At 67.9% G+C, this 19,153-nt stretch carries 15 protein-coding genes and 1 rRNA gene; 10 read left to right on the top strand and 6 right to left on the bottom strand.

Features of this window, described 5'->3' with window-relative positions; translation table 11 throughout:
- Positions 1–106: ribosomal RNA gene (locus ABE543_RS10810) — 16S ribosomal RNA — on the bottom strand; the annotation flags it as partial.
- A 486-nt stretch (positions 107–592) separates the two neighbouring features.
- Positions 593–1,804 (bottom strand): tyrosine--tRNA ligase, encoded by a 1,212-nt coding sequence (gene tyrS / locus ABE543_RS10805; protein WP_074902135.1) that lies wholly within the window; start codon positions 1,802–1,804, stop codon positions 593–595.
- 168 nt (positions 1,805–1,972) lie between these two features.
- On the opposite strand from tyrS, the gene ABE543_RS10800 reads away from it, so the two are divergent.
- Entirely contained in the window at positions 1,973–3,445 is a 1,473-nt protein-coding gene (locus ABE543_RS10800) for a peptidoglycan DD-metalloendopeptidase family protein (RefSeq protein WP_053516486.1), read from the top strand.
- 64 nt (positions 3,446–3,509) lie between these two features.
- On the top strand, positions 3,510–4,637 hold the full coding sequence (locus ABE543_RS10795; protein WP_065181995.1) for an anhydro-N-acetylmuramic acid kinase: 1,128 nt from the start codon (positions 3,510–3,512) through the stop codon (positions 4,635–4,637).
- A 128-nt stretch (positions 4,638–4,765) separates the two neighbouring features.
- Here ABE543_RS10795 and ABE543_RS10790 read toward each other — a convergent pair whose 3' ends face one another.
- The 3 genes from ABE543_RS10790 to ABE543_RS10780 form a co-directional block, all read right to left on the bottom strand.
- Positions 4,766–4,996, bottom strand: coding sequence for a hypothetical protein (locus ABE543_RS10790; protein WP_053516488.1), 231 nt, complete (start codon positions 4,994–4,996; stop codon positions 4,766–4,768).
- Positions 4,997–5,074: 78 nt separating this feature from the next.
- Positions 5,075–6,379, bottom strand: a complete 1,305-nt coding sequence (locus ABE543_RS10785; RefSeq protein WP_065181996.1) for an MFS transporter — start codon at positions 6,377–6,379, stop codon at positions 5,075–5,077.
- Positions 6,376–7,176 (bottom strand): exodeoxyribonuclease III, encoded by an 801-nt coding sequence (locus ABE543_RS10780; RefSeq protein ID WP_053516492.1) that lies wholly within the window; start codon positions 7,174–7,176, stop codon positions 6,376–6,378. The genes ABE543_RS10785 and ABE543_RS10780 overlap by 4 nt, the downstream gene beginning before the upstream one ends.
- A 162-nt stretch (positions 7,177–7,338) precedes the next feature.
- Between ABE543_RS10780 and pyrE the strand changes: the two genes are divergently transcribed.
- From pyrE to ABE543_RS10740, 8 genes are all read left to right on the top strand, one after another.
- The gene (pyrE, locus tag ABE543_RS10775; RefSeq protein WP_065174233.1) at positions 7,339–7,998 is read left to right on the top strand and encodes an orotate phosphoribosyltransferase; all 660 of its coding nucleotides are present in this window, start codon (positions 7,339–7,341) and stop codon (positions 7,996–7,998) included.
- 19 nt (positions 7,999–8,017) lie between these two features.
- Entirely contained in the window at positions 8,018–8,680 is a 663-nt protein-coding gene (locus ABE543_RS10770; RefSeq protein WP_065181997.1) for a hypothetical protein, read from the top strand.
- Positions 8,681–8,854: 174 nt separating this feature from the next.
- Complete coding sequence (locus ABE543_RS10765) at positions 8,855–8,947, top strand: potassium-transporting ATPase subunit F (RefSeq protein ID WP_053516498.1); 93 nt, start codon at positions 8,855–8,857, stop codon at positions 8,945–8,947.
- 12 nt (positions 8,948–8,959) lie between these two features.
- Positions 8,960–10,666 carry a potassium-transporting ATPase subunit KdpA gene (kdpA, locus tag ABE543_RS10760; RefSeq protein ID WP_065181998.1) on the top strand — a complete coding sequence of 569 codons (1,707 nt, stop codon included), beginning with the start codon at positions 8,960–8,962 and terminating at the stop codon, positions 10,664–10,666.
- 10 nt (positions 10,667–10,676) lie between these two features.
- On the top strand, positions 10,677–12,734 hold the full coding sequence (gene kdpB / locus ABE543_RS10755; protein ID WP_197600100.1) for a potassium-transporting ATPase subunit KdpB: 2,058 nt from the start codon (positions 10,677–10,679) through the stop codon (positions 12,732–12,734).
- Positions 12,731–13,381, top strand: a complete 651-nt coding sequence (kdpC, locus tag ABE543_RS10750; RefSeq protein WP_346475672.1) for a potassium-transporting ATPase subunit KdpC — start codon at positions 12,731–12,733, stop codon at positions 13,379–13,381. The genes kdpB and kdpC overlap by 4 nt, the downstream gene beginning before the upstream one ends.
- Before the next feature lie 36 nt (positions 13,382–13,417).
- Positions 13,418–16,072, top strand: coding sequence for a sensor histidine kinase KdpD (locus ABE543_RS10745; RefSeq protein ID WP_065182159.1), 2,655 nt, complete (start codon positions 13,418–13,420; stop codon positions 16,070–16,072).
- Positions 16,053–16,766 carry a response regulator transcription factor gene (locus ABE543_RS10740; RefSeq protein WP_053516504.1) on the top strand — a complete coding sequence of 238 codons (714 nt, stop codon included), beginning with the start codon at positions 16,053–16,055 and terminating at the stop codon, positions 16,764–16,766. Before ABE543_RS10745 ends, ABE543_RS10740 begins: the two co-directional genes overlap by 20 nt.
- A gap of 38 nt (positions 16,767–16,804) precedes the next feature.
- On the opposite strand, the gene ABE543_RS10735 is transcribed toward ABE543_RS10740, so the two are convergent.
- Positions 16,805–19,147, bottom strand: a complete 2,343-nt coding sequence (locus tag ABE543_RS10735; RefSeq protein WP_346475671.1) for a phosphomannomutase/phosphoglucomutase — start codon at positions 19,145–19,147, stop codon at positions 16,805–16,807.
- Positions 19,148–19,153 lie beyond the last annotated feature (6 nt).

Here is a 19,153-nt window from a genome sequence, read left to right as displayed (position 1 = left end):
GCCACTCGCCACCCAAGGAGCAAGCTCCTCTGTGCTGCCGTTCGACTTGCATGTGTTAGGCCTACCGCCAGCGTTCACTCTGAGCCAGGATCAAACTCTTCACTTAAAACTACATTGCCCGAAGGCAAAAATTTAAAGCTGCAGATGAATGATTCCGGCAACGTATCGCTTGCTTTAAAACAATTAATAGTTGCTTGATCAAACGTCTGCAAGATGGACAATCATCCTTCCTGCAGGCGCCTTCACAAGATACCTGCGCATACTTTCAAAGATCCGGGGAAGTGGCCTCAGCGCCGTTCCCGTGTGCTGCGAAGTTTCCTTCGTAGCGAGCCGCCCATTATGCCAGACTTTTTCAGTCCGTCAACACCTTCGTTCGATCATCTCGTTCGGGGTGGTGGGCGCCCTGGTGTCGCTCAAGCCCCTTGTTGGCGGCCCCTGCGACGGGGGAGGGAAAGTATGTCCCTGTTCGCCCCATTTGTGAAGGGGGTGTGGCGACTTTTTTCATCGGATGTTGGCACCGTTCATCCGACAGGCGCCCGATGAACGGCGCCACGAGCGGCCGGGCGTGTGCCCGGCGCTTGTCCGACAGGTCTCAGGCCGCGATCAGGCGCACACGGGCGAATGTGCGCTTGCCGACCTGCAGCAGGCCTTCGAAGCCCGGCTGCAGCACCTGCTGACCATCTTCCACGACCTCGCCATCCACCTTGACGGCGCGCTCCTTGAGCTTGCGGTTGGCTTCGGAGTTGCTCGGGGTCAGCCCGGCAGCGGTCAGCAGCGCCGCGATGCGCAGGCCTTCGGCCGGAATCGCCACGTCCTGCAGCGGCAACTGGGTGATGTCGCCCTGTCCGGTCACCGCCGCTTCCCAGCCCGCAATGGCCTGTTCGGCGGCGGCTGCGTCGTGGAAGCGGGTTGCCAGCTCCCGCGCCAGGCGCAGCTTCACCACGCGCGGGTTGAGACCGCCGCTGGCCACCTGCTCCCGCAGCTGCGCGGCCTCGGCCTGGCTGATATCGAAGGACAGCAGTTCGATCCAGCGCCACATCAGGGCATCGTCCACCTTCATGGTCTTGGTGACGATGTCGATGGCCGGCTCGCTGATGCCGATGTAGTTGCCCAGCGACTTGGACATCTTGTTGACGCCATCCAGACCTTCCAGCAGCGGCATGGTCAACACCACCTGGGGCTTCTGCCCGTGGTGTTCCTGCAGGCCACGACCCATCAGCAGGTTGAACTTCTGGTCGGTACCGCCCAGTTCGACGTCCGCCTCCAGGGCGACCGAGTCGTAGCCCTGCACCAGCGGGTACAGGAACTCGTGGATGGCGATGGACTGCTGTGCGGCGTAGCGCTTGGCGAAATCGTCGCGCTCGAGCATGCGTGCCACGGTGTGCTGGCCGGCCAGGCGGATCATGTCGGCCGCCCCCATGCTGCCGAACCACTCCGAATTGAAGCGGACTTCGGTACGGCTGCGGTCCAGCACCTTGAACACCTGTTCCTCGTAGGTGCGGGCATTGGCCAGCACATCCTCGCGGCTGAGCGGCTTGCGGGTCAGGCTCTTGCCCGAAGGGTCGCCGATCATGCCGGTGAAGTCGCCGATCAGGAAGATGACCTGATGACCGAGGTCCTGGAACTGGCGCATCTTGTTCAGCAGCACCGTATGACCCAGATGCAGGTCCGGCGCGGTGGGGTCGAAGCCAGCCTTGATCCGCAGCGGACGGCCTTCCTGCAGGCGCGCACGCAGATCCTCGAGCTTGAGGATCTCGTCGGCACCACGGCCGATCAGGGAAAGGGCTTCTTCAATCGAGGACACGTGACTACTCCCGGCAACGCCGATTCTTGTGTGGGGGTGTTAAAGCCAAGTTAACCCGATTGGCTTCACAAAAGCCAATGGGCACAAGGGTTTGACGCGCTTTTCTCAGGTGTCTATGGTAACCGGCGTTCAGGCCCGCGCTCCCGGGCCAGCCAGGAAAAACCGCCGATGCACAACTCCGAACAAGGGCGCGCACGCAAGCAGCGCTTCCAGGAACGCCTTCACGTCCTGCACGACAACGCCCTGCATCGGAAGCTCAGGCAACATCTTCCCGCCGCCTTCAATGAGCGCTGGACCCGGCGTCACTGGATGCATGCCAGCCTGTTTGCGACCATCGGTGCGCTGGTCGCCACGATCGTCCCCGGTTTCTCGCACACCATCGACGCCCCCTACGCCGACAGCCACACCAGCCTGGCCCTGCCCTTGCCGCCGCTGTCGCTGGCCCGCCAGCAGCAGGTGCCCGGTGACAGCTGGCAGGTCCTGCGCGTACAGCGTGGCCAGACCCTCAGCGAGCTGTTCGACCAGGCCGGCATTCCGGCGACCACCCTGCATCGCGTCCTGGACCACCCCGGTGCCCGCGAATCGCTGACGAAGCTGCGTCCGGGCGCCGAGATCGCCTTCGACATGCCGCTGTCCGGCGACCTGCGCAGCATCCGCTTCGACCGCGACGGCGAGAACCGGGTCGAGCTGAGCCTGGCCGGCGACAACATCAAGGAGACCGTGACCAAGCGCGAGACCTCCACGCGCACGGTGGTCACCAGTGGTGAGATCACCAGTTCGCTGTATGCCGCAGCGCGCCGGGCCGGGCTGTCACCGTCGGCGATCGCCACCATGACCGACGACATCTTCAAGTACGACATCGACTTCTCCAAGGACCTGCAGCCGGGCGACCGCTTCAGCGTGGTGATGGATGAGACCTGGCGCGAGGGCGAAAAGGTCGATACCAGCAAGATCCTGGCGGCGACCTTCACCACCGGCGGCAAGACCTATTCGGGCTTCCGCTTCGAACGCAACGGCAAGTCCGAGTACTACGACATCAATGGGCGCTCGCTGAAGAAGAGCTTCATCCGCATGCCGATCCCGTTCGCGCGCCTGAGCTCGACCTTCGGCGCGCGCAAGCACCCGGTGCTGGGCAAGATGCGCATGCACAAGGGCGTGGACTACGCCGCCCGCACCGGCACGCCGATCATGGCGGCCGGCGATGCGCGCGTGCAGTTCGCCGGCGTGCAGCGCGGCTACGGCAATGTGGTGATCCTCGACCACGGTCGTGGCCACACCACCCTGTACGGGCACATGTCGCGCTTTGCGAACATCCGCACCGGCCAGCGCGTGGCGCAGGGCACGGTGATCGGCTATGTCGGCTCGACCGGCCTGGCCACCGGCCCGCACCTGCACTACGAATTCCGCGTCAACGGCGTGCACCGCAACCCGCTGACGGTGACCATGCCGCCGCCGGAGCCGCTCAAGGGCGCCGAGCTGGCCGCCTTCCGCGCCCAGACCGCGCCGGCGATGGCGCGCATCCAGGGCATGGAGAAGCTGATCTACGCCGACGCCAGCCCGGCGCCGACCGGTCGGGACGAGGCGGCCACGGAGGTGGCCAGCGCCAAGGACACGCAGACCCGCGGGCGCAAGCGCGGCTGAGACCTGCGTTGACGAACAAGGACGCGGCAGCCCAAGCTTGCCGCGTCCTTTTTTTTTGCGCGCCATGAGCACACCTGTCGACGCCAACACTCCCCTGTACCTGGGCCTGATGTCAGGCACCAGCGCCGACGGTATCGATGCCGCACTGGTGCAGTTTCCCGACGAGGGCGGCTGCCGCTTCGTGCATGGCCTGACCGCGCGCTGGGAGCCCCTGCTGCGCGCGCGGCTGGTGGCGCTGGGCGAAGGGGGGCCGCTGGCATCGCTGGAGGAGCTTGGCGAACTCGACGCGCGGATCGCGATCGCCTTCGCCGACGCCGCCAACCAGTTGCTGGACGAATCCGGCGTGGACCGCACCCGGGTGCGGGCGATCGGCTCGCATGGGCAGACCGTGCGCCACCGGCCGCTGGCCGATCCGGCCTTCACCGTGCAGCTGGGCGACGGCAACCGCATCGCCGAGCTGACCGGGATCACCACGGTGTGCGATTTCCGCCGCCGCGACGTGGCTGCCGGCGGTCATGGCGCACCGCTGATGCCGGCCTTCCACCTTGGCATGCTGGGCACGGCCGACGAGGACCGGGCCGTGCTCAACCTGGGCGGCATCGCCAATCTGACCCTGATCCCGCGGGAGGGTGCCGTACGCGGCTTCGACACCGGTCCAGCCAATGCGCTGATGGATGCCTGGTGCCAGCGCCACACCGGGCGCACCTTCGATGCCGAAGGCGCCTATGCCGCCAGCGGTGTGGTGGATGGCCCCCTGCTGGCGGGCTGGCGTGCGGACCCCTGGTTCGACCTGCCCCCGCCGAAGAGTACCGGTCGCGAACAGTTCCATCTGGCGTGGGCGGAGGCGCACATGGGTGAAGGCCAGTACGCCGCTGCCGATGTGCAGGCGACCCTGCTTGAGCTGACCGTGGCGACCGTGGCCGATGCGCTGCTGGCGCAGCAGCCGCAGACACGCCGCCTGCTGGTCTGTGGCGGCGGCGTGCACAACCGGCAGTTGATGAAACGGCTGGCCGAACGGCTGCCGGCGCTGCAGGTGGAATCCAGCGCCGTGCATGGGTTGGACCCGGAGTACGTGGAAGCCATGGGCTTCGCCTGGCTGGCGCAGCGGACGATGGACGGGCTGGCGGGGAACCTGCCGAGTGTCACCGGCGCAAAGGGGCCGCGGATTCTCGGCGCGATCCATCTGGCCTGAGGCGGCACCCGCCGCCGGGCATGGCCCGGCGCTACCCCCTTCGGCATCCTCCGCCGGGCGTGGCCCGGCGCGCGCCCTTCGGCGACCAACTGGTAGCGCCGGGCCATGCCCGGCGGTGAGGTATCAGATCAATCGAAGCCCTGCCCGGCCGGCAGCGCCTGCAGCGCGATGATGGCCGCAGCGAGCGCATCGACCTCGGTATCGCCAAAACCGGAGCGGACCTCCAGCTCGCTGCTGAACAACCCTTGTTCCAGCAACGCCGCACAGGTCTGTTCGTGGCTCCAGCCACGGGCAACCGCGACCCGCCGGATGCGTTCCAGCAGCAGCGGGTCCAGGTCCCGCAGCACAACATCAGCCATGCTCACTTCCCCGTTCGCAGGGCACCGCCCCCTCGGCGCGTCGGGGGCGATGATCCCGCAGACCGGGCGGGCAGGCAATCAGGCGGCCGGCGGTGGCCCGCGGTCGACGATGCGCGGCCACAGCCAGACCAGCAGCAGCAGGGTCGGCACCACGGTGACCGAGCTGAGGATGAAGAACGTGCTGTAGGAGGTGGCCTCGACGATGTAGCCCGACACACCGCCGACGAACTTGCCGGGCAGGTTGGCCAGGGAGACCAGCAGCGCATACTGGGTGGCGGTGAAGTTGCGGTCCGTCAACGACGACATGAAGGCGACCAGCACGGTGCCTGCAAAGCCCTGGAACAGGTTGTCGGCACTGAGGGCGGCATAGAACGCCCACAGCTTGCCCGGGTTGTGCGCCATCAGCAGGAAGGCCAGATTGGACAGCGCCACGCCCAGTGCTGCCACCAGCAGCATGCGCCGGAAGCCAAACGCGGCCACCGCGATGCCTCCCAGGAAGGCACCGCCGATGCCCATCCACACCCCGAACAGTTTGGAGACCGTGGCGATGTCGGCCTTGTCGAAGCCGGAATCGAGGTAGAACGGCCCCGCCATCACCCCGATCACCTGGTCAGGGAACTTGAACAGGCCGACAAAGGCCAGCAGCACCAGCGCCAATGCGACGCCGTTGCGGCTGAAGAAACTTGTGATCGGCTGGACGAAGGCTTCGGCGACATCGATGCGGCGCTGCACGGCGGTGGCGGGACGCTCCGGTTCGGCGCACAGCAGCGTGGTGATGATCGGCAGCAGCATCAGGGCGGCCATTGCCAGATACGCGATGACCCAGCCTTCAAACTGGGCCAGATACAGCGCGCCGGCACCGGCCAGGATCAGGCCGATCCGGTAACCCAACGTGTAGGTGGCCGCCAGCGCGGCCTGAGCGGTCTGCGGCGCGATCTCGATACGGTAGGCATCCACGGCCGAATCCTGGGTGGCGCCGGCAAAGGACGCCACCAGCACCCACATCACCAGGGGCCAGACGCCCTGTTCGGGGCGCACGAAGGCCAGCGCGATCAGTCCGACCAGCACCATGACCTGCGATATCAGCAGCCAGGAGCGACGACGGCCGAGCCGGCCCAGCAACGGGAAGGCATACCGATCCAGCAGCGGTGCCCACAGGAACTTGAGCAGGTAGAAGAAACTGGCCAGGCTGATCAGGCCGATGCTGCCCAGGTCCAGCCCCACATCGCGCAGGCGCGTGGACAAGGTCTGCGACGCGATCAGCAGGAACGGCAGGCCACTGCCGAAACCCAGCATGGCCATGGTCAGCGCCGACGGTGTACCGAAGGCGCGCTTGATTCCTGCCCAGCCTTTGTAGCTGACCGGCCTGGCCGCCTCGCTCACAGGTCGTAGTCCACGGTGAACGGGGCGTGGTCGGAGAAGCGCTCTTCGCGGTAGATCGAGCAGCCACGCAGTTTGTCGCGCAGGCCCGGCGTGATGAACTGGTAGTCGATGCGCCATCCCACGTTGTTGGCGCGGGCCGCCCCGCGGTTGCTCCACCAGGTGTAGTCCTCCCCGGTGGGATTGAGCAGGCGATACGCATCGGCCCAGCCACGACCGGCCGCCACGTCGGTGGCCTGGCCATGATCGGCGCACAGCGCGTTGAGCCAGTCGCGCTCTTCGGGCAGACAGCCGGAATTCTTCTGGTTGGACTTCCAGTTCCTGATGTCCAGCGCCGACCGCACGATGTTCCAGTCGCCACACAGCACGTAGTCGCGACCGCTGCGCGCCCACTCCTCCAGGATCGGCCGCAGCCACTCCATCACTTCGAACTTGAATCCCTGGCGCAGGTCGCCGGAGCTGCCGGACGGAATGTAGAAGGACACCACGCTGAGGTTGCCGAAGCGCGCCTCGATATAGCGCCCCTCATCGTCGAACGGCGCCCAGCCCAGCGAGGTGATGACCTGGTCCGGTTCCCGCCTGCTGTAGATCGCCACGCCGCTGTAGCCCTTCTTGGTGATGGCATCGCGGTAGAAGCAATGGTGTCCGTCGGGCCGGAACATCGGGTCGGTCAGCTGGTCTTCCTGGGCCTTGGTCTCCTGGAGGCACAGGACGTCGGCGTCCTGGGCGCGGAACCAGTCGAGGAAGCCTTTGGTCGCGGCGGAACGGATGCCATTGGCGTTGAAACTGATGATGCGCATGCAGGGGACCTACGGCGGGAAACCGGGCAAGCATACCGGTTGGCTGCTGGGCTGCGCAGTCCGGCGGACGCGGCCGGACGGCCCCCCGGAAGAGCGCCGACGAGCGCGGAAGGCCCGGCTGCATTAGGATTTGTGCTCCAAATGAAGATGAATCGAGTTTTGATGAGCGACCACCGTCACCGTTTCCTGCAGCTGGCCCTGACCGCCGACGCCCTGCGCTTCGGCCAGTTCACCCTCAAGTCCGGCCGGCTGAGCCCCTATTTCTTCAACGCCGGTCGCTTCGACTCCGGCTCGCTGCTGTCCCAGCTCGGCGCCTGTTATGCCGATGCCATCGACGCCAGCGGGGTCAAGTACGACGTGGTGTTCGGCCCGGCCTACAAGGGCATTCCGCTGGCCACGGCAATGGCCTGCGAGCTGGCCCAGCGTGGCCGCGACCTGCCGCTGTCGTTCAACCGCAAGGAAGCCAAGGACCATGGCGAAGGCGGCCAGCTGATCGGCGCCGACATGAATGGCAAGCGCGTGCTGATCGTCGATGACGTGATCACTGCGGGTACTGCGATCCGCGAAGCGCTGGCCATCATCCGCGCGGCAGGCGGCACTCCGGCCGGCATTGTGGTCGCTCTGGATCGCCAGGAGATCGCTTCGGAAGCCGATCGCCGCTCCGCGGCGCAGGCAGTGGCCGAGGAAGCCGGCATCCCGGTGATCGCAGTGGCTTCGCTGGGCGACCTGCTTGATTTCGCCTCGGGAAACCCGGAACTTGTCGGCTACCGGCAGCCGCTGGAAGCCTATCGGGCCCAGTACGGCGTCCGCTCCACACGCTGACCGCCAGGGGGAAGGTCGCATGTCCCGAATTCCTGCTGTTCTCTTCGCCGGCCTGCTGCTGGCCCTGCCGTTCATCGTGGCGGGGCAGTCGCGGGGCGGCGACAAGGTCGAGAAGAAGCTGTACTGCTGGAACGAGGGCCAGGAACGGATCTGCACCGATGCGCTTCCTGCCGATGCGGTCAACCACGCGCGCGACGAGTTCAATGCCCGCAGTGGGCTGCGCAATGCGCAGGTGCAGCGCGCGCTGACCGACGAAGAACGTGCCGCCGCCAGTACCGCGGCGGCACAGCAGCAGCTGGACCGGATGGCCGAGCAGACCCGCCAGCGCACCGAGCAGGCGATGCTGACCACCTACGGCAGCGAAGACGACCTGCGGCGGGTGTTCGCCGAGCGCCAGGAAGTGCTCGACAACAACCTCAAGACCGCCCAGTACAACGTGGCCAGCCTGCGTGAATCGCTGGTCGCGCTGCTGTCGGCGGCCGGCGACCGCGAGCTGGCGGGCGCCAAGGTGGGCGACCCGCAGGCCGAAGCGATCCGCCAGCGGCACGTACAACTGCAGTCGCAGCAGCGCCTGCAGTCCGGCTTCCTGCAGCAGCAGCAGGCGTTGAAGGCGGAGATCGAAAGCACCCTGCAGCGCTATCGCGAGCTGAAGGGCCTGGCGCCGGCTGCCCCGGCTGGCTGAAAACGCTCCTGCCGCCGGGCATGGCCCGGCGCTACCCGTGGCCAGGTTACGGCCTGACGCGCGGAATTTATGCAGTCTTTACGCGCCGGCCCGGTCCGCCGGGTAGTGCGTTTACGGGGCGCAGGCCGACCATGACGGCCTGAGGTGGAGGGGTTCCACCAGGACGCAATTCCCATGTCCCCCTGGCTGTCGTTGGTGTGTGGCGTGCTGGTGCTGATCGCCGCCGCCTATCTTCTGTATGTCGTGCTGCGGCCCGAGTCGTTCTGAGCGGAGCCGGCCATGATTGAAATTCTTGTCATTCTTGCTGCCAGCGTCGCGCTGGCATGGCCGCTGGGACTGTACCTGGCGCGCGTGATGCGCGGCACGCCGATGAAGGTCGACGTGCTGTTCCGTTGGATCGAAACGCCGCTGTACAAGGTCTTCGGCGTCGATCCCGCACGCTCGATGTCCTGGCGTGGCTACGTGCTGGCATTCCTGCTCAGCAATGGGGTGGTGGCGGTGCTGACCTTGGCGGTGTTCATGACCCAGGCGTGGTTGCCGCTGAATCCGGACCAGATCCCGAACATGCGCTGGGACACCGCGCTGCACACGATGATCTCGTTCCTGACCAACACCAACCAGCAGCACTATTCGGGCCAGGCGCAGCTGTCCTACCTCTCGCAGATGACCGGGATCACTGGTCTGCAGGTGGTGACCCCGATGATGGGCCTGGCGCTGGCGGTGGCCACACTGCGCGCGCTGTTCGCGCCGGCGCCGCAGTCGGCCACAGGCAGCGCCGGCGATGACCGCCAGGTCGCAGTGGGCAACTACTACACCGACGTGGTGCGCCTGTGCGTGCGCGTCCTGTTGCCGCTGTGCCTGCTGTGGACACTGCTGCTGACCAGCCAGGGCGTGCCATCGACGCTGGCGGCGGGGCCGCAGGCTACGCCGATCGATGCCTCCGCCGGCATGACGACGCAGAAGCTGCCGCTGGGTCCGGTCGCGGCGATGGTCGCCGCCAAGCAGCTGGGCGCCAACGGCGGCGGCTGGTATGGCCCGAACAGCAGCTTCCCGCTGGAGAATCCGACGCCGGTTTCGAACCTTCTCGAAGTGATCGGCATCCTGCTGGTACCGATGGCGGTGATCTTCATGATCGGGGCATTCACCGGGCGACGTCGCTTCGGCGCGCTGGTGTTCGTCTGCATGCTGGGAATGTCGCTGCTGTCCACCGGCGCCATGGTGTGGAGCGAAGGCCACAGTGCCAGTGCGGCCACGCCCCTGCTGATGGAGGGCAAGGAAGTACGTTTCGGCGCCGACGGCACCGCGTTGTGGGCGGCGGTGACGACGCAGGTGTCCAATGGCTCGGTGAACGGCATGCACGATTCGCTGGCCCCGCTGAGCGGTGGCATTGCCCTGGTCAACATGCTGGTCAGTGCGATCTGGGGTGGCATCGGCTGCGGCCTGCAGCAGTTCATCGTCTACCTGTTGCTGGGCGTGTTCCTGGCGGGGTTGATGACGGGCCGGACGCCGGAACTGTTCGGTCGCAAGCTGGAGACCCCGCAGGTGCGCCTGCTGGCCCTGCTGGTGCTGCTGCAGCCCATCACCCTGCTGGTGTTCACCGCGGTCACTCTGGCCGTGCCCGGCCTGGCCGGCACCTCCAATCCCGGCTTCCACGGCATCAGCCAGGTGTTCTACGAATACGTATCGGCCTACGCCAACAACGGTTCGGGCTTCGAGGGACTGGGTGATGCCACGCCGTGGTGGAACCTGAGCTGCTCGCTGGTGCTGCTGCTGGGTCGCTTTCCGCTGCTGGTGATTCCGCTGGTGGTTGCTGCCCAGCTCGCCGCCAAGCGGCAGGCACCGGAATCAGCGGGCAGCCTGCAGATCGAAACCCCGACGTTCGCCCTGACCCTGGTGTCGGTGATCGTCATCCTGACCGTGCTGCAGTTCATGCCGGCGCTGGTGCTTGGCCCGATCGCCGACCACCTGAGCCTGGGACTGCATTGAGGACACCCCCATGAGTAGCCACGCAACCTCAACCCGTAACCCGCTTGCGTCACGCCCTGCCCTGCTCGATGCGGCCGGCCTGCGCCGCGCACTGGTCGACGCCGTACGCAAGCTTTCACCGATGCATCTGGTGCGCAGCCCGGTGATGGCGGTGGTGATGGCCGGCACGATCGTCGCCGCGACCATCACCCTGACCGGCAACGCTCCACTGGGCTTCGGCCTGGCGGTGACCGCGATCCTGCTGGTCACCGTATTGTTCGGCAACTTCGCCGAGGCCGTCGCCGAAGCACGCGGGCGGGGCCAGGCCGCATCGTTGCGCCGTGCCCGCCAGGACCTGGTGGCGCGCCGACTGGCCGCCCCGCAGCCAGGGGCCGCAGAAACGCAGGTGCCGGCCGCCGAACTGCGCCCGGGCGACCACGTCATCGTCAGTGCCGGCGAGCTGGTGCCAGCCGATGGCGAGATCGTGCAGGGCCTGGCCACCATCAACGAAGCGGCGGTAACCGGCGAATCGGCACCGGTGCTGCGCGAAGCGGGTACCGATCGCTCCGGCGTGATCGGCGGTACCAAGGTGCTGTCCGACCAGATCGTCGTGCGTGTGACCGCCGAGCCGGGCCACAGCTTCCTGGACCGGATGATCGCGCTGGTGGAAGGCGCCAACCGGCAGAAGACACCGAACGAGGTCGCCCTGACCCTGCTGCTGGCGGCGATGACGCTGACCTTCCTGGTGGTGGTGGCGACATTGCCGGCCATCGGCGCCCATGTCGGCGTCCAGGTCGATCCACTGCTGCTGATCGCACTGCTGGTCTGCCTGATCCCGACCACCATCGGCGGATTGCTGCCGGCCATCGGCATCGCCGGCATGAACCGCGCCCTGGCGGCCAACGTGCTGGCCAAGTCGGGCAAGGCGGTGGAAGTGGCCGGCGACGTCGATGTGCTGCTGCTGGACAAGACCGGCACCATCACCTACGGCGACCGCCAGGCCAGCCACTTCCATGCGTTGGCCGGGATCGACGCCAGCCAGCTGCGCGACGCGGCCCTGTTGTCCTCTCTGGCCGACCCGACCCCGGAAGGCAAGTCGATCGTGCGCCTGGCACGCGAGCAGGGGTGCACCACCGCCGAGCCGGAGCAGGCCGTCTACCTGGCCTTCAGTGCGCAGACCCGCATGTCCGGCGTTGACCTTGCCCATGGCCGGCAGATCCGCAAGGGTGCGCTGGATGCGATCCGCAACCATGTGCAGGCGCAGGGAGGCGTGGTGCCGGCCGAGCTGGGCGGGCGCGTCGAACAGGTCGCCCGCAACGGCGCCACGCCGCTGGTGGTGGCGGAAGGTCGCCATGTGCTGGGCGTGATCGAACTGTCGGACGTGGTCAAGCACGGCATGCGCGAGAAGTTCGCACAGCTGAGGGCGATGGGCATCCGGACGGTAATGATCACCGGTGACAACCCGCTGACCGCGGCCGCCATCGCTGCCGAAGCCGGCGTCGACGACTACATCGCCGAAGCCCGGCCCGAGGACAAGCTGGCACGCATCCGCCAGGAACAGGCCGGGGGCCGTCTGGTGGCGATGGTCGGCGATGGCACCAACGATGCGCCGGCGCTGGCCCAGGCCGACATCGGGCTGGCCATGAACTCCGGCACGCAGGCCGCCAAGGAAGCCGGCAACATGGTCGACCTGGATTCGGATCCGGCCAAGCTGCTGGCGGTGGTGGAGGTAGGCAAGCAGCAGCTGATCACCCGCGGCGCGCTGACCACCTTCTCGCTGGCCAACGATGTCTCCAAGTACTTCGCGATCCTGCCGGCGCTGTTCGCCGCGGCGGTACCCGCGATGGCGGCGCTGAACGTGATGCAGCTGTCCAGTCCGCGCAACGCGGTGCTGGCCGCGCTGATCTTCAACGCCCTGGTGATTCCCGCTCTGATTCCGCTGGCTCTGCGGGGCGTGCGCTTCCGCCCGGCCACGGCCACCGCGCTCCTGCGCCGGAACATGCTGGTGTACGGCCTGGGTGGCGTGCTGCTGCCGTTCGCGGCGATCAAGGCGATCGACCTCCTTCTTGTCCTGGTATCCGGCTCATGAACCGCTCTGCTTCCACTTCTTCTTCCCTTCCGCGCGAAGCCAAGGCCGCATCCCGCATGGCCCGCCTGCAGGACGACGCCAGCTGGCGCCCGGCGATCGGCCTGGGTGTGGCGACCCTGCTGCTGGCCGGTGCGGTCTACGCCGGCATCGCCACCGGTTTTGCCGGCCTGGCGTACCCGATGCAGGCCGAAGGCAGCCTGCTGCGCGATGGCAGCGGCCAGGTGCGTGCGTCGGCGTGGCTGGCGCAGCCGTTCGCTGGCGATGGCTACTTCCAGGCGCGGCCATCGGCCGCCAACTATGACCCGATGGCGGCGGCCGGCTCCAACCTGGCACGCAGCAACCCTACGTTGATCGAGCGCGTCACCGCAAGCACGGCTGCGGTCGCAGCGCGCGAAGGCGTCGCACCGGACCAGGTGCCGGCGGACCTCGTCACCCAATCCGGCGGCGGGCTCGATCCGCAGCTGACGCCGGCGGCGGCGCAGCTGCAGGTGGCCCGCGTGGCGCGTGCCCGGGGCCTGCCGGTGGAACGTGTGCAGGCGCTGCTGCAGGCCCACACCGAGGGACGCCAATGGGGCGTGTTCGGCCAGCCGCGGGTGAACGTGGTGACGCTGAACTTCGCGCTGGACCACGCAGCCGCCAGGCCGTGATGCGATCGTGCACCCGCTGCGCGCACAATGGCCGCCATGACTGACCTGCGAACCCGCCAGGCCGACGCCCTGGTGGAAGGCCTGCAACGCGAAGCCGGTGGCAAGCTGACGGTATTCCTCGGCGCGGCGCCGGGCGTGGGCAAGACCTACACGATGCTCAACCGCGCGCAGGAACAGCTGCGCCGCGGGGTCGACCTGGTGGTGGGGCTGGTGGAGACGCATGGCCGTGCCGATACCCAGGCGTTGCTGGAAGGACTGCCACGGCTGCCGCTGAAGGACGTGGCCTACCACGGCCACGCCCTGCAGGAAATGGACCTGGATGCCGTGCTGGCGCGGCGCCCGGCGCTGGTGCTGGTCGACGAACTGGCACATCGCAATGCACCGGGCAGCCGCCACGAGCGACGCTGGCAGGATGTCATGGAGCTGCTGGATGCGGGCATCGATGTCTGGACCACGGTCAACATCCAGCACCTGGAAAGCCTCAACGACGTAGTGATGCGCATCACCGGGGTGCGCGTCAGCGAAACCGTGCCGGACGGTGTGCTCGACCGCCTGCACGACATCGTGCTGGTGGACCTGCCGCCACGCGAACTGATCGCCCGCCTGCAGCAGGGCAAGGTGTACGTGCCGGAGCAGGCGGCACAGGCACTGCAGGCGTTCTTCTCGCCGGCCAACCTGACCGCACTGCGCGAGCTGGCCATGCAGGAAGCCGCTGATCGTGTCGACAGCAGCCTGCGCGAGACCCGTGCCGCACGCGGCGAGGGCAACCTGCCGCTGCGCCGCGGCGTACTGGTGGCGATCGATGGTGGCGGGCAGAGCGAGTATCTGGTGCGGGTCGCGCGCCGCATTGCCGAACGGCGCGATGCGCCGTGGACGGTGGTGACGGTGCAGGGACGACGCCAGGACGAAGCGACCCGACGCGAGATCGACGCGGCGTTCGCGCTGGCACGTCGCCTGGGCGGCGATGCCGAACTGCTGCATGGCTCCAGCATCGCCGATGCCCTGCTCGACCACGCCGCGCACAACGGTGTCTCGACCCTGGTGCTGGGCCGCACCCGCGAGCGGCCGCTGGCACGGATGTTCAACCGCACCCTGACCCAGCAGCTGATCCAGCGCGGTGCGCACTACGAGATCACCATCATCAGCACGCCGCAGGCACGTGCGCGTTCACGCCGCGAAGGCCTGTTGCCGCCGGCGCGCGGCATCAACCACGAACCACTGCAGGCCCTGCTCGCCACCGCGCTGGCCTGCCTGGTCGCGTGGCTGGTTGAACGCTGGGTGGGCATGGCCGACCTGTCGATGGTGTTCATCGTGGCGGTCGTGCTGGTCGCAGCCCGCACCCGCGCCAGCGTGGCGGTCATGGCCGCGATCCTGTGCTTCCTCGCCTACAACTTCCTGTTCATCGCACCACGCTTCACCTTCGCCATCGGCGCACGCCAAGGCGTGATCACCGTGTTCCTGTTCCTGGCAGCGGCACTGGTGGCCGGGCGCCTGGCATCACGGCTGCGCATGCAGGTGATCGCCCTGCGGGCCGCCAACCGGCATGCGCGCGCGCGGCAGCAGCTGGGGCGACAGCTGGCCAGCGCTGCCGGCGATGGCGAGGTGGCACTGGCCGGCCGCCATGCGCTGGAGCAGGCGATGGACGTGCCGGCATGGCTGCGGATCGGCGTGGACACCACCGCCGGCGGCCGCACCCTGCCCGGCGACACCGACCTGGCTGCCGCCGACTGGGCGCTGCGCCACGGCCAGCCCAGCGGGCGTTTCACCGATACGCTGGCCGGCGCGCAATGGTGGTTCCTGCCCCTGCTTGATGGCGAGGACCGTGCAATCGGCGTGGCCGGCCTGTATCTGCCAGGTGCACGCCTGCTGCCCGAGCAGCGCCAGCTGGCCGAAGCGATGGTGGACGACATTGCCCAGGCGGCATTGCGCACGCGGCTGGTGGCCGAGCTGGAGCGGGCGCACGTCAGCAACGAGACCGAGCGCCTGCGCTCTGCTCTGTTGTCTTCGGTATCGCACGATCTGCGCTCGCCGCTGGCGGCGATGATCGGATCGGCCGACAGCCTGGCCAGCTATGGCACGGCGATGGACGTGGCTGACCGCCGCGCGCTGCTGGACACCATCCTGGTCGAAGGCGAACGGCTGGACCGCTACATCCAGAACCTGCTGGACATGACCCGGCTGGGCCACGAAGGCCTGAAGATCAACCGCGACTGGATCGGGGTGGACGAGTTGATCGGGTCGGCCGCGCGACGGCTGCAGCGCTACCAGCCCAACGTGAGGCTGGAACTGGATATCCCGCCGACCCTGGCGCCGATCTGGGTGCATCCGGCGCTGGTCGAGCAGGCGGTATTCAATGTCATGGAGAATGCGGCCAAGTTCTCCCCCGCCGATGCCGCGGTACAGGTGCAGGCGCGCGAACTGGACGGCCAACTGCGCATCGACGTGATCGATGCCGGTCCCGGCATCCCCGACGAAGAGCGGGCACGCATCTTCGACATGTTCTACAGCGTCGAGCGTGGCGACCGTGGCCGCCATGGTACCGGTCTGGGCCTGACCATCTGCCAGGGAATGATCGGCGCGCATGGCGGCAGCGTGCAGGCGCTGCCGGGACGTGACGGTCGCGGTACCCTGATCCGCATCACCCTGCCCCTGCTCAAGCCAGCCTCCCACGATGAGCCCGACCCCGATTGATGCGAGCGTACCGGCCCCGCGCGTGCTGGTGATCGATGACGAGACCCAGATCCGCCGTTTCCTGGATATCAGCCTGCGGGCGCAGGGCTATCAGGTCAGGCAGGCCGCGACCGGCCAGGAAGGCCTGCAGCTGGCTGCCAGCGAGGATATGGACCTGGTGATCCTGGATATCGGCCTGCCGGACATGGAGGGCCACCAGGTGCTGGAGCAACTGCGGCAATGGAGCCAGGTCCCGGTCATCATGCTGACCGTACGTGCCGGAGAAGCGGAAAAGGTGCGGGCGCTGGACAACGGTGCCAACGACTATGTGACCAAGCCCTTCGGCACGCAGGAACTGATGGCGCGGGTGCGCGCGCTGTTGCGGACACGCAGCGTGCCGACCGATGGCACGCCTCCGGTATTCGACGACGGCCATCTGCATGTGGACCTGGTGCGCCGGGAGGTGGCGATCGCGGGCGAACCGGTGGCGCTGACCCGCAAGGAGTACGCGCTGCTGTCGCTGCTGCTGCGCAATGCCGGCCGGGTGGTCACCCAGCCGCAGATCCTGCAGGAGATCTGGGGACCCACCCACCAGCACGACACGCACTACCTGCGCATCCTGGTGGGCAAGCTGCGGCACAAGCTGGGCGATTCGGCGCTGGATTCACGCTACCTGTTCACCGAACCTGGCGTCGGATTGCGGTTCAAGGGGTGAGGGTGTGCCGACCAACGGTCGGCACCCACCCGGATCGATCAGAACCCCAGCGGGGTGTCGCCAACGATCGGCTGCAGCTGGCTGCGGAACAGTGCCTGGATGCGCTCCAGCGCCGCCTCGTCGTCGCCCTCGAAGCGCAGCACCAGTACCGGAGTGGTGTTGGAGGCGCGCACCAGTCCCCAGCCGTCGGGGAAATCCACACGCAGGCCGTCGATGGTCGACAGGCGGCCACCCACATACGGGTTGTCCGGCGACTGCGCTGCCGCCACCAGCATCGCCACCAGGGCGTGCGGCGTACCCTCGGACACCGGCACCTTCAGCTCCGGTGTGGCCACCATCTCCGGCAGTCCGGACAGCACCTCATCCGGGGTTTCCTCGCGCTGGGCCAGGATCTCCAGCAGGCGCGCGGCGGCGTACAGCCCGTCATCGAAGCCGAACCAGCGTTCCTTGAAGAAGAAGTGGCCGCTCATCTCGCCCGCCAGCTCGGCGTCGGTCTCGCGCATCTTCGCCTTCATCAGCGAGTGCCCGGTCTTCCACATCAGCGGGCTGCCGCCGTTGCGCAGCACGTGGTCGGACAGCTTGCCCGTGCACTTCACGTCGTAGATCACCATCGCCCCGGGATTGCGCATCAGCACATCGGCGGCGAAGAGCATCAGCAGGCGGTCGGCGTAGATGATCCTGCCCTCGCCGGTGACCACGCCCAGGCGGTCGCCATCACCGTCGAAGGCCACGCCGAGATCAGCGCCAAAGCGTTTGACCGTCTGTACGAGGTCCTGCAGGTTGTCCGGCTCGCTGGGGTCGGGATGATGATTGGGGAAGGTGCCATCAACATCGCAGTAAAGCGGAATCACCTCGGCACCGATCGCTTCCAGCAGCTGCGGGGCCAGCGCACCGGCAACCCCGTTGCCGGCGTCGGCCACCACCTTCAGCGGGCGGTCGAGCTGCACATCGTCGGCGATCCGCTGGATGTAATCGGCGCCGACATCGCGCTGCTGGTAGTCACCCGGTTCGGCCGCCTGCACCAGGCGGCCCTCGACGATGCGCTGGTACAGGCCGGTGATGGCATCGCCGGACAGCGTTTCGCCGCCGATGACGACCTTGAAGCCGTTGTACTCGGGAGGATTGTGGCTGCCGGTCACCGCCACGCAGGTGCCGGTACGCAGGTGGAATGCGGCGTAATAGACGACCGGCGTGGGCGCCAGGCCGATGTCGATGACCGCGCAGCCGGCACGGCGCAGGCCTTCGGCCAGGCCGGCTGCCAGCTCGGGGCCGGACAGGCGCCCGTCACGGCCGATCACCACCTCGCGCAGGCCCTGTTCCAGCGCAGCGGTACCGATGGCCTGGCCGATCAGCGCGGCGGTCTTTGCCGTCAGTTCGCTGCCCACCACACCGCGGATGTCGTAGGCCCGGAAGATGCCCGCTGCCAGCGCTTCCGCCGGGACCGGCGGCGGAGGGGCCACTGTGGCGTCGGCGGCAGCTTCGGCGGCCTGTGGCGGCGCCATCTGCAGGCTCTCGCGCAGCGTCGGGCCCTCATCCACCTCGACGGCGGACGTGCGCCGCGGCAGCGGCAGGCGCTTCGGCAGGCGGTCGCGACCGACCAGCAGCAGCACGGCGATGAAGGCCAGCAGCAGCGCGACGATGCCGCTGGCCAGCGCGCCCAGACCGAGCGGGCCGGGTTCGACGTTGGGCACGGCCGCTGCCAGCCGCAGCGGGGTGCCGGCAATCGGCCTGGCCTGCGCCTCGGCGATCTGCGCCAGGCCGGAATCGCCCTGGGTGACCAGATCGTGCGTGCCCTGGCGCAGGCCGAGGAAACCACTGGCAGGTGCGCGGATCTGATCCAGCGGCGCGGTCAGGCGCAGCAGCGGCTGACGGACGTAGACCACCGCCGGCCCCAGACTGCCCAGTTGCACCGGCGCAGCCAGGCCGAGGCGGTTGCCTCCCCCATCGCGGACCACCCGCAGGCTCGGCCGGTCCTCGCCCAATGCCTGCTCCAGCAGGGCCAGGCGCGCATAGCCAAAGGTGGCCGGATCGGCGTAGGCAGCGGCCAGGTCGGCGCCCAGCACCTCCACCCGCTCCACGCCGGACCAGCTCTCGCGCAGGGCCAGCGCAGCGGCGGACGCATCGCCGGCCTGCAGCGCCTGCTGCAGGCGCTCGTTCTTCAACTGCTGCTGCAGCTGCTGCAACTGGCCACTGGCGGCCTGTTGCAGGCCCTGCACGGCCTGGTCACGCGCCTCTTCCAGCGCCTTGCCACCTGCCTCCTGGCGCCACTGCTGCACGGCGCTCCAGCCGAACCAGCCGGCCAGCAACACGAGCAGCACTGCCAGCAGCGGTGCGCTGCGCCCCAACGACCGTCCCTGCTGCCTTTCCCCGATGCCGCTCATCGATGT

Source organism: Stenotrophomonas sp. TWI169 (assembly GCF_039674705.1).
Classification (GTDB): domain Bacteria; phylum Pseudomonadota; class Gammaproteobacteria; order Xanthomonadales; family Xanthomonadaceae; genus Stenotrophomonas; species Stenotrophomonas maltophilia_P.
The sequence above is the reverse complement of the archived record's forward strand: the minus strand, read 5'-3'. Positions and strand labels throughout refer to the sequence as shown.

Excerpts from the sequence above, each read along its gene's own strand:
- ABE543_RS10800 (WP_053516486.1), top strand. The coding sequence starts at position 1,973 with ATGCACAACTCCGAACAAGGGCGCGCACGCAAGCAGCGCTTCCAGGAA.
- ABE543_RS10795 (WP_065181995.1), top strand. The coding sequence starts at position 3,510 with ATGAGCACACCTGTCGACGCCAACACTCCCCTGTACCTGGGCCTGATG.
- ABE543_RS10790 (WP_053516488.1), bottom strand. The coding sequence starts at position 4,996 with ATGGCTGATGTTGTGCTGCGGGACCTGGACCCGCTGCTGCTGGAACGC.
- ABE543_RS10780 (WP_053516492.1), bottom strand. The coding sequence starts at position 7,176 with ATGCGCATCATCAGTTTCAACGCCAATGGCATCCGTTCCGCCGCGACC.
- pyrE (WP_065174233.1), top strand. The coding sequence starts at position 7,339 with ATGAGCGACCACCGTCACCGTTTCCTGCAGCTGGCCCTGACCGCCGAC.
- ABE543_RS10770 (WP_065181997.1), top strand. The coding sequence starts at position 8,018 with ATGTCCCGAATTCCTGCTGTTCTCTTCGCCGGCCTGCTGCTGGCCCTG.
- ABE543_RS10765 (WP_053516498.1), top strand. The coding sequence starts at position 8,855 with ATGTCCCCCTGGCTGTCGTTGGTGTGTGGCGTGCTGGTGCTGATCGCC.
- kdpA (WP_065181998.1), top strand. The coding sequence starts at position 8,960 with ATGATTGAAATTCTTGTCATTCTTGCTGCCAGCGTCGCGCTGGCATGG.
- kdpB (WP_197600100.1), top strand. The coding sequence starts at position 10,677 with ATGAGTAGCCACGCAACCTCAACCCGTAACCCGCTTGCGTCACGCCCT.
- kdpC (WP_346475672.1), top strand. The coding sequence starts at position 12,731 with ATGAACCGCTCTGCTTCCACTTCTTCTTCCCTTCCGCGCGAAGCCAAG.
- ABE543_RS10745 (WP_065182159.1), top strand. The coding sequence starts at position 13,418 with ATGACTGACCTGCGAACCCGCCAGGCCGACGCCCTGGTGGAAGGCCTG.
- ABE543_RS10740 (WP_053516504.1), top strand. The coding sequence starts at position 16,053 with ATGAGCCCGACCCCGATTGATGCGAGCGTACCGGCCCCGCGCGTGCTG.
- ABE543_RS10735 (WP_346475671.1), bottom strand. The coding sequence starts at position 19,147 with ATGAGCGGCATCGGGGAAAGGCAGCAGGGACGGTCGTTGGGGCGCAGC.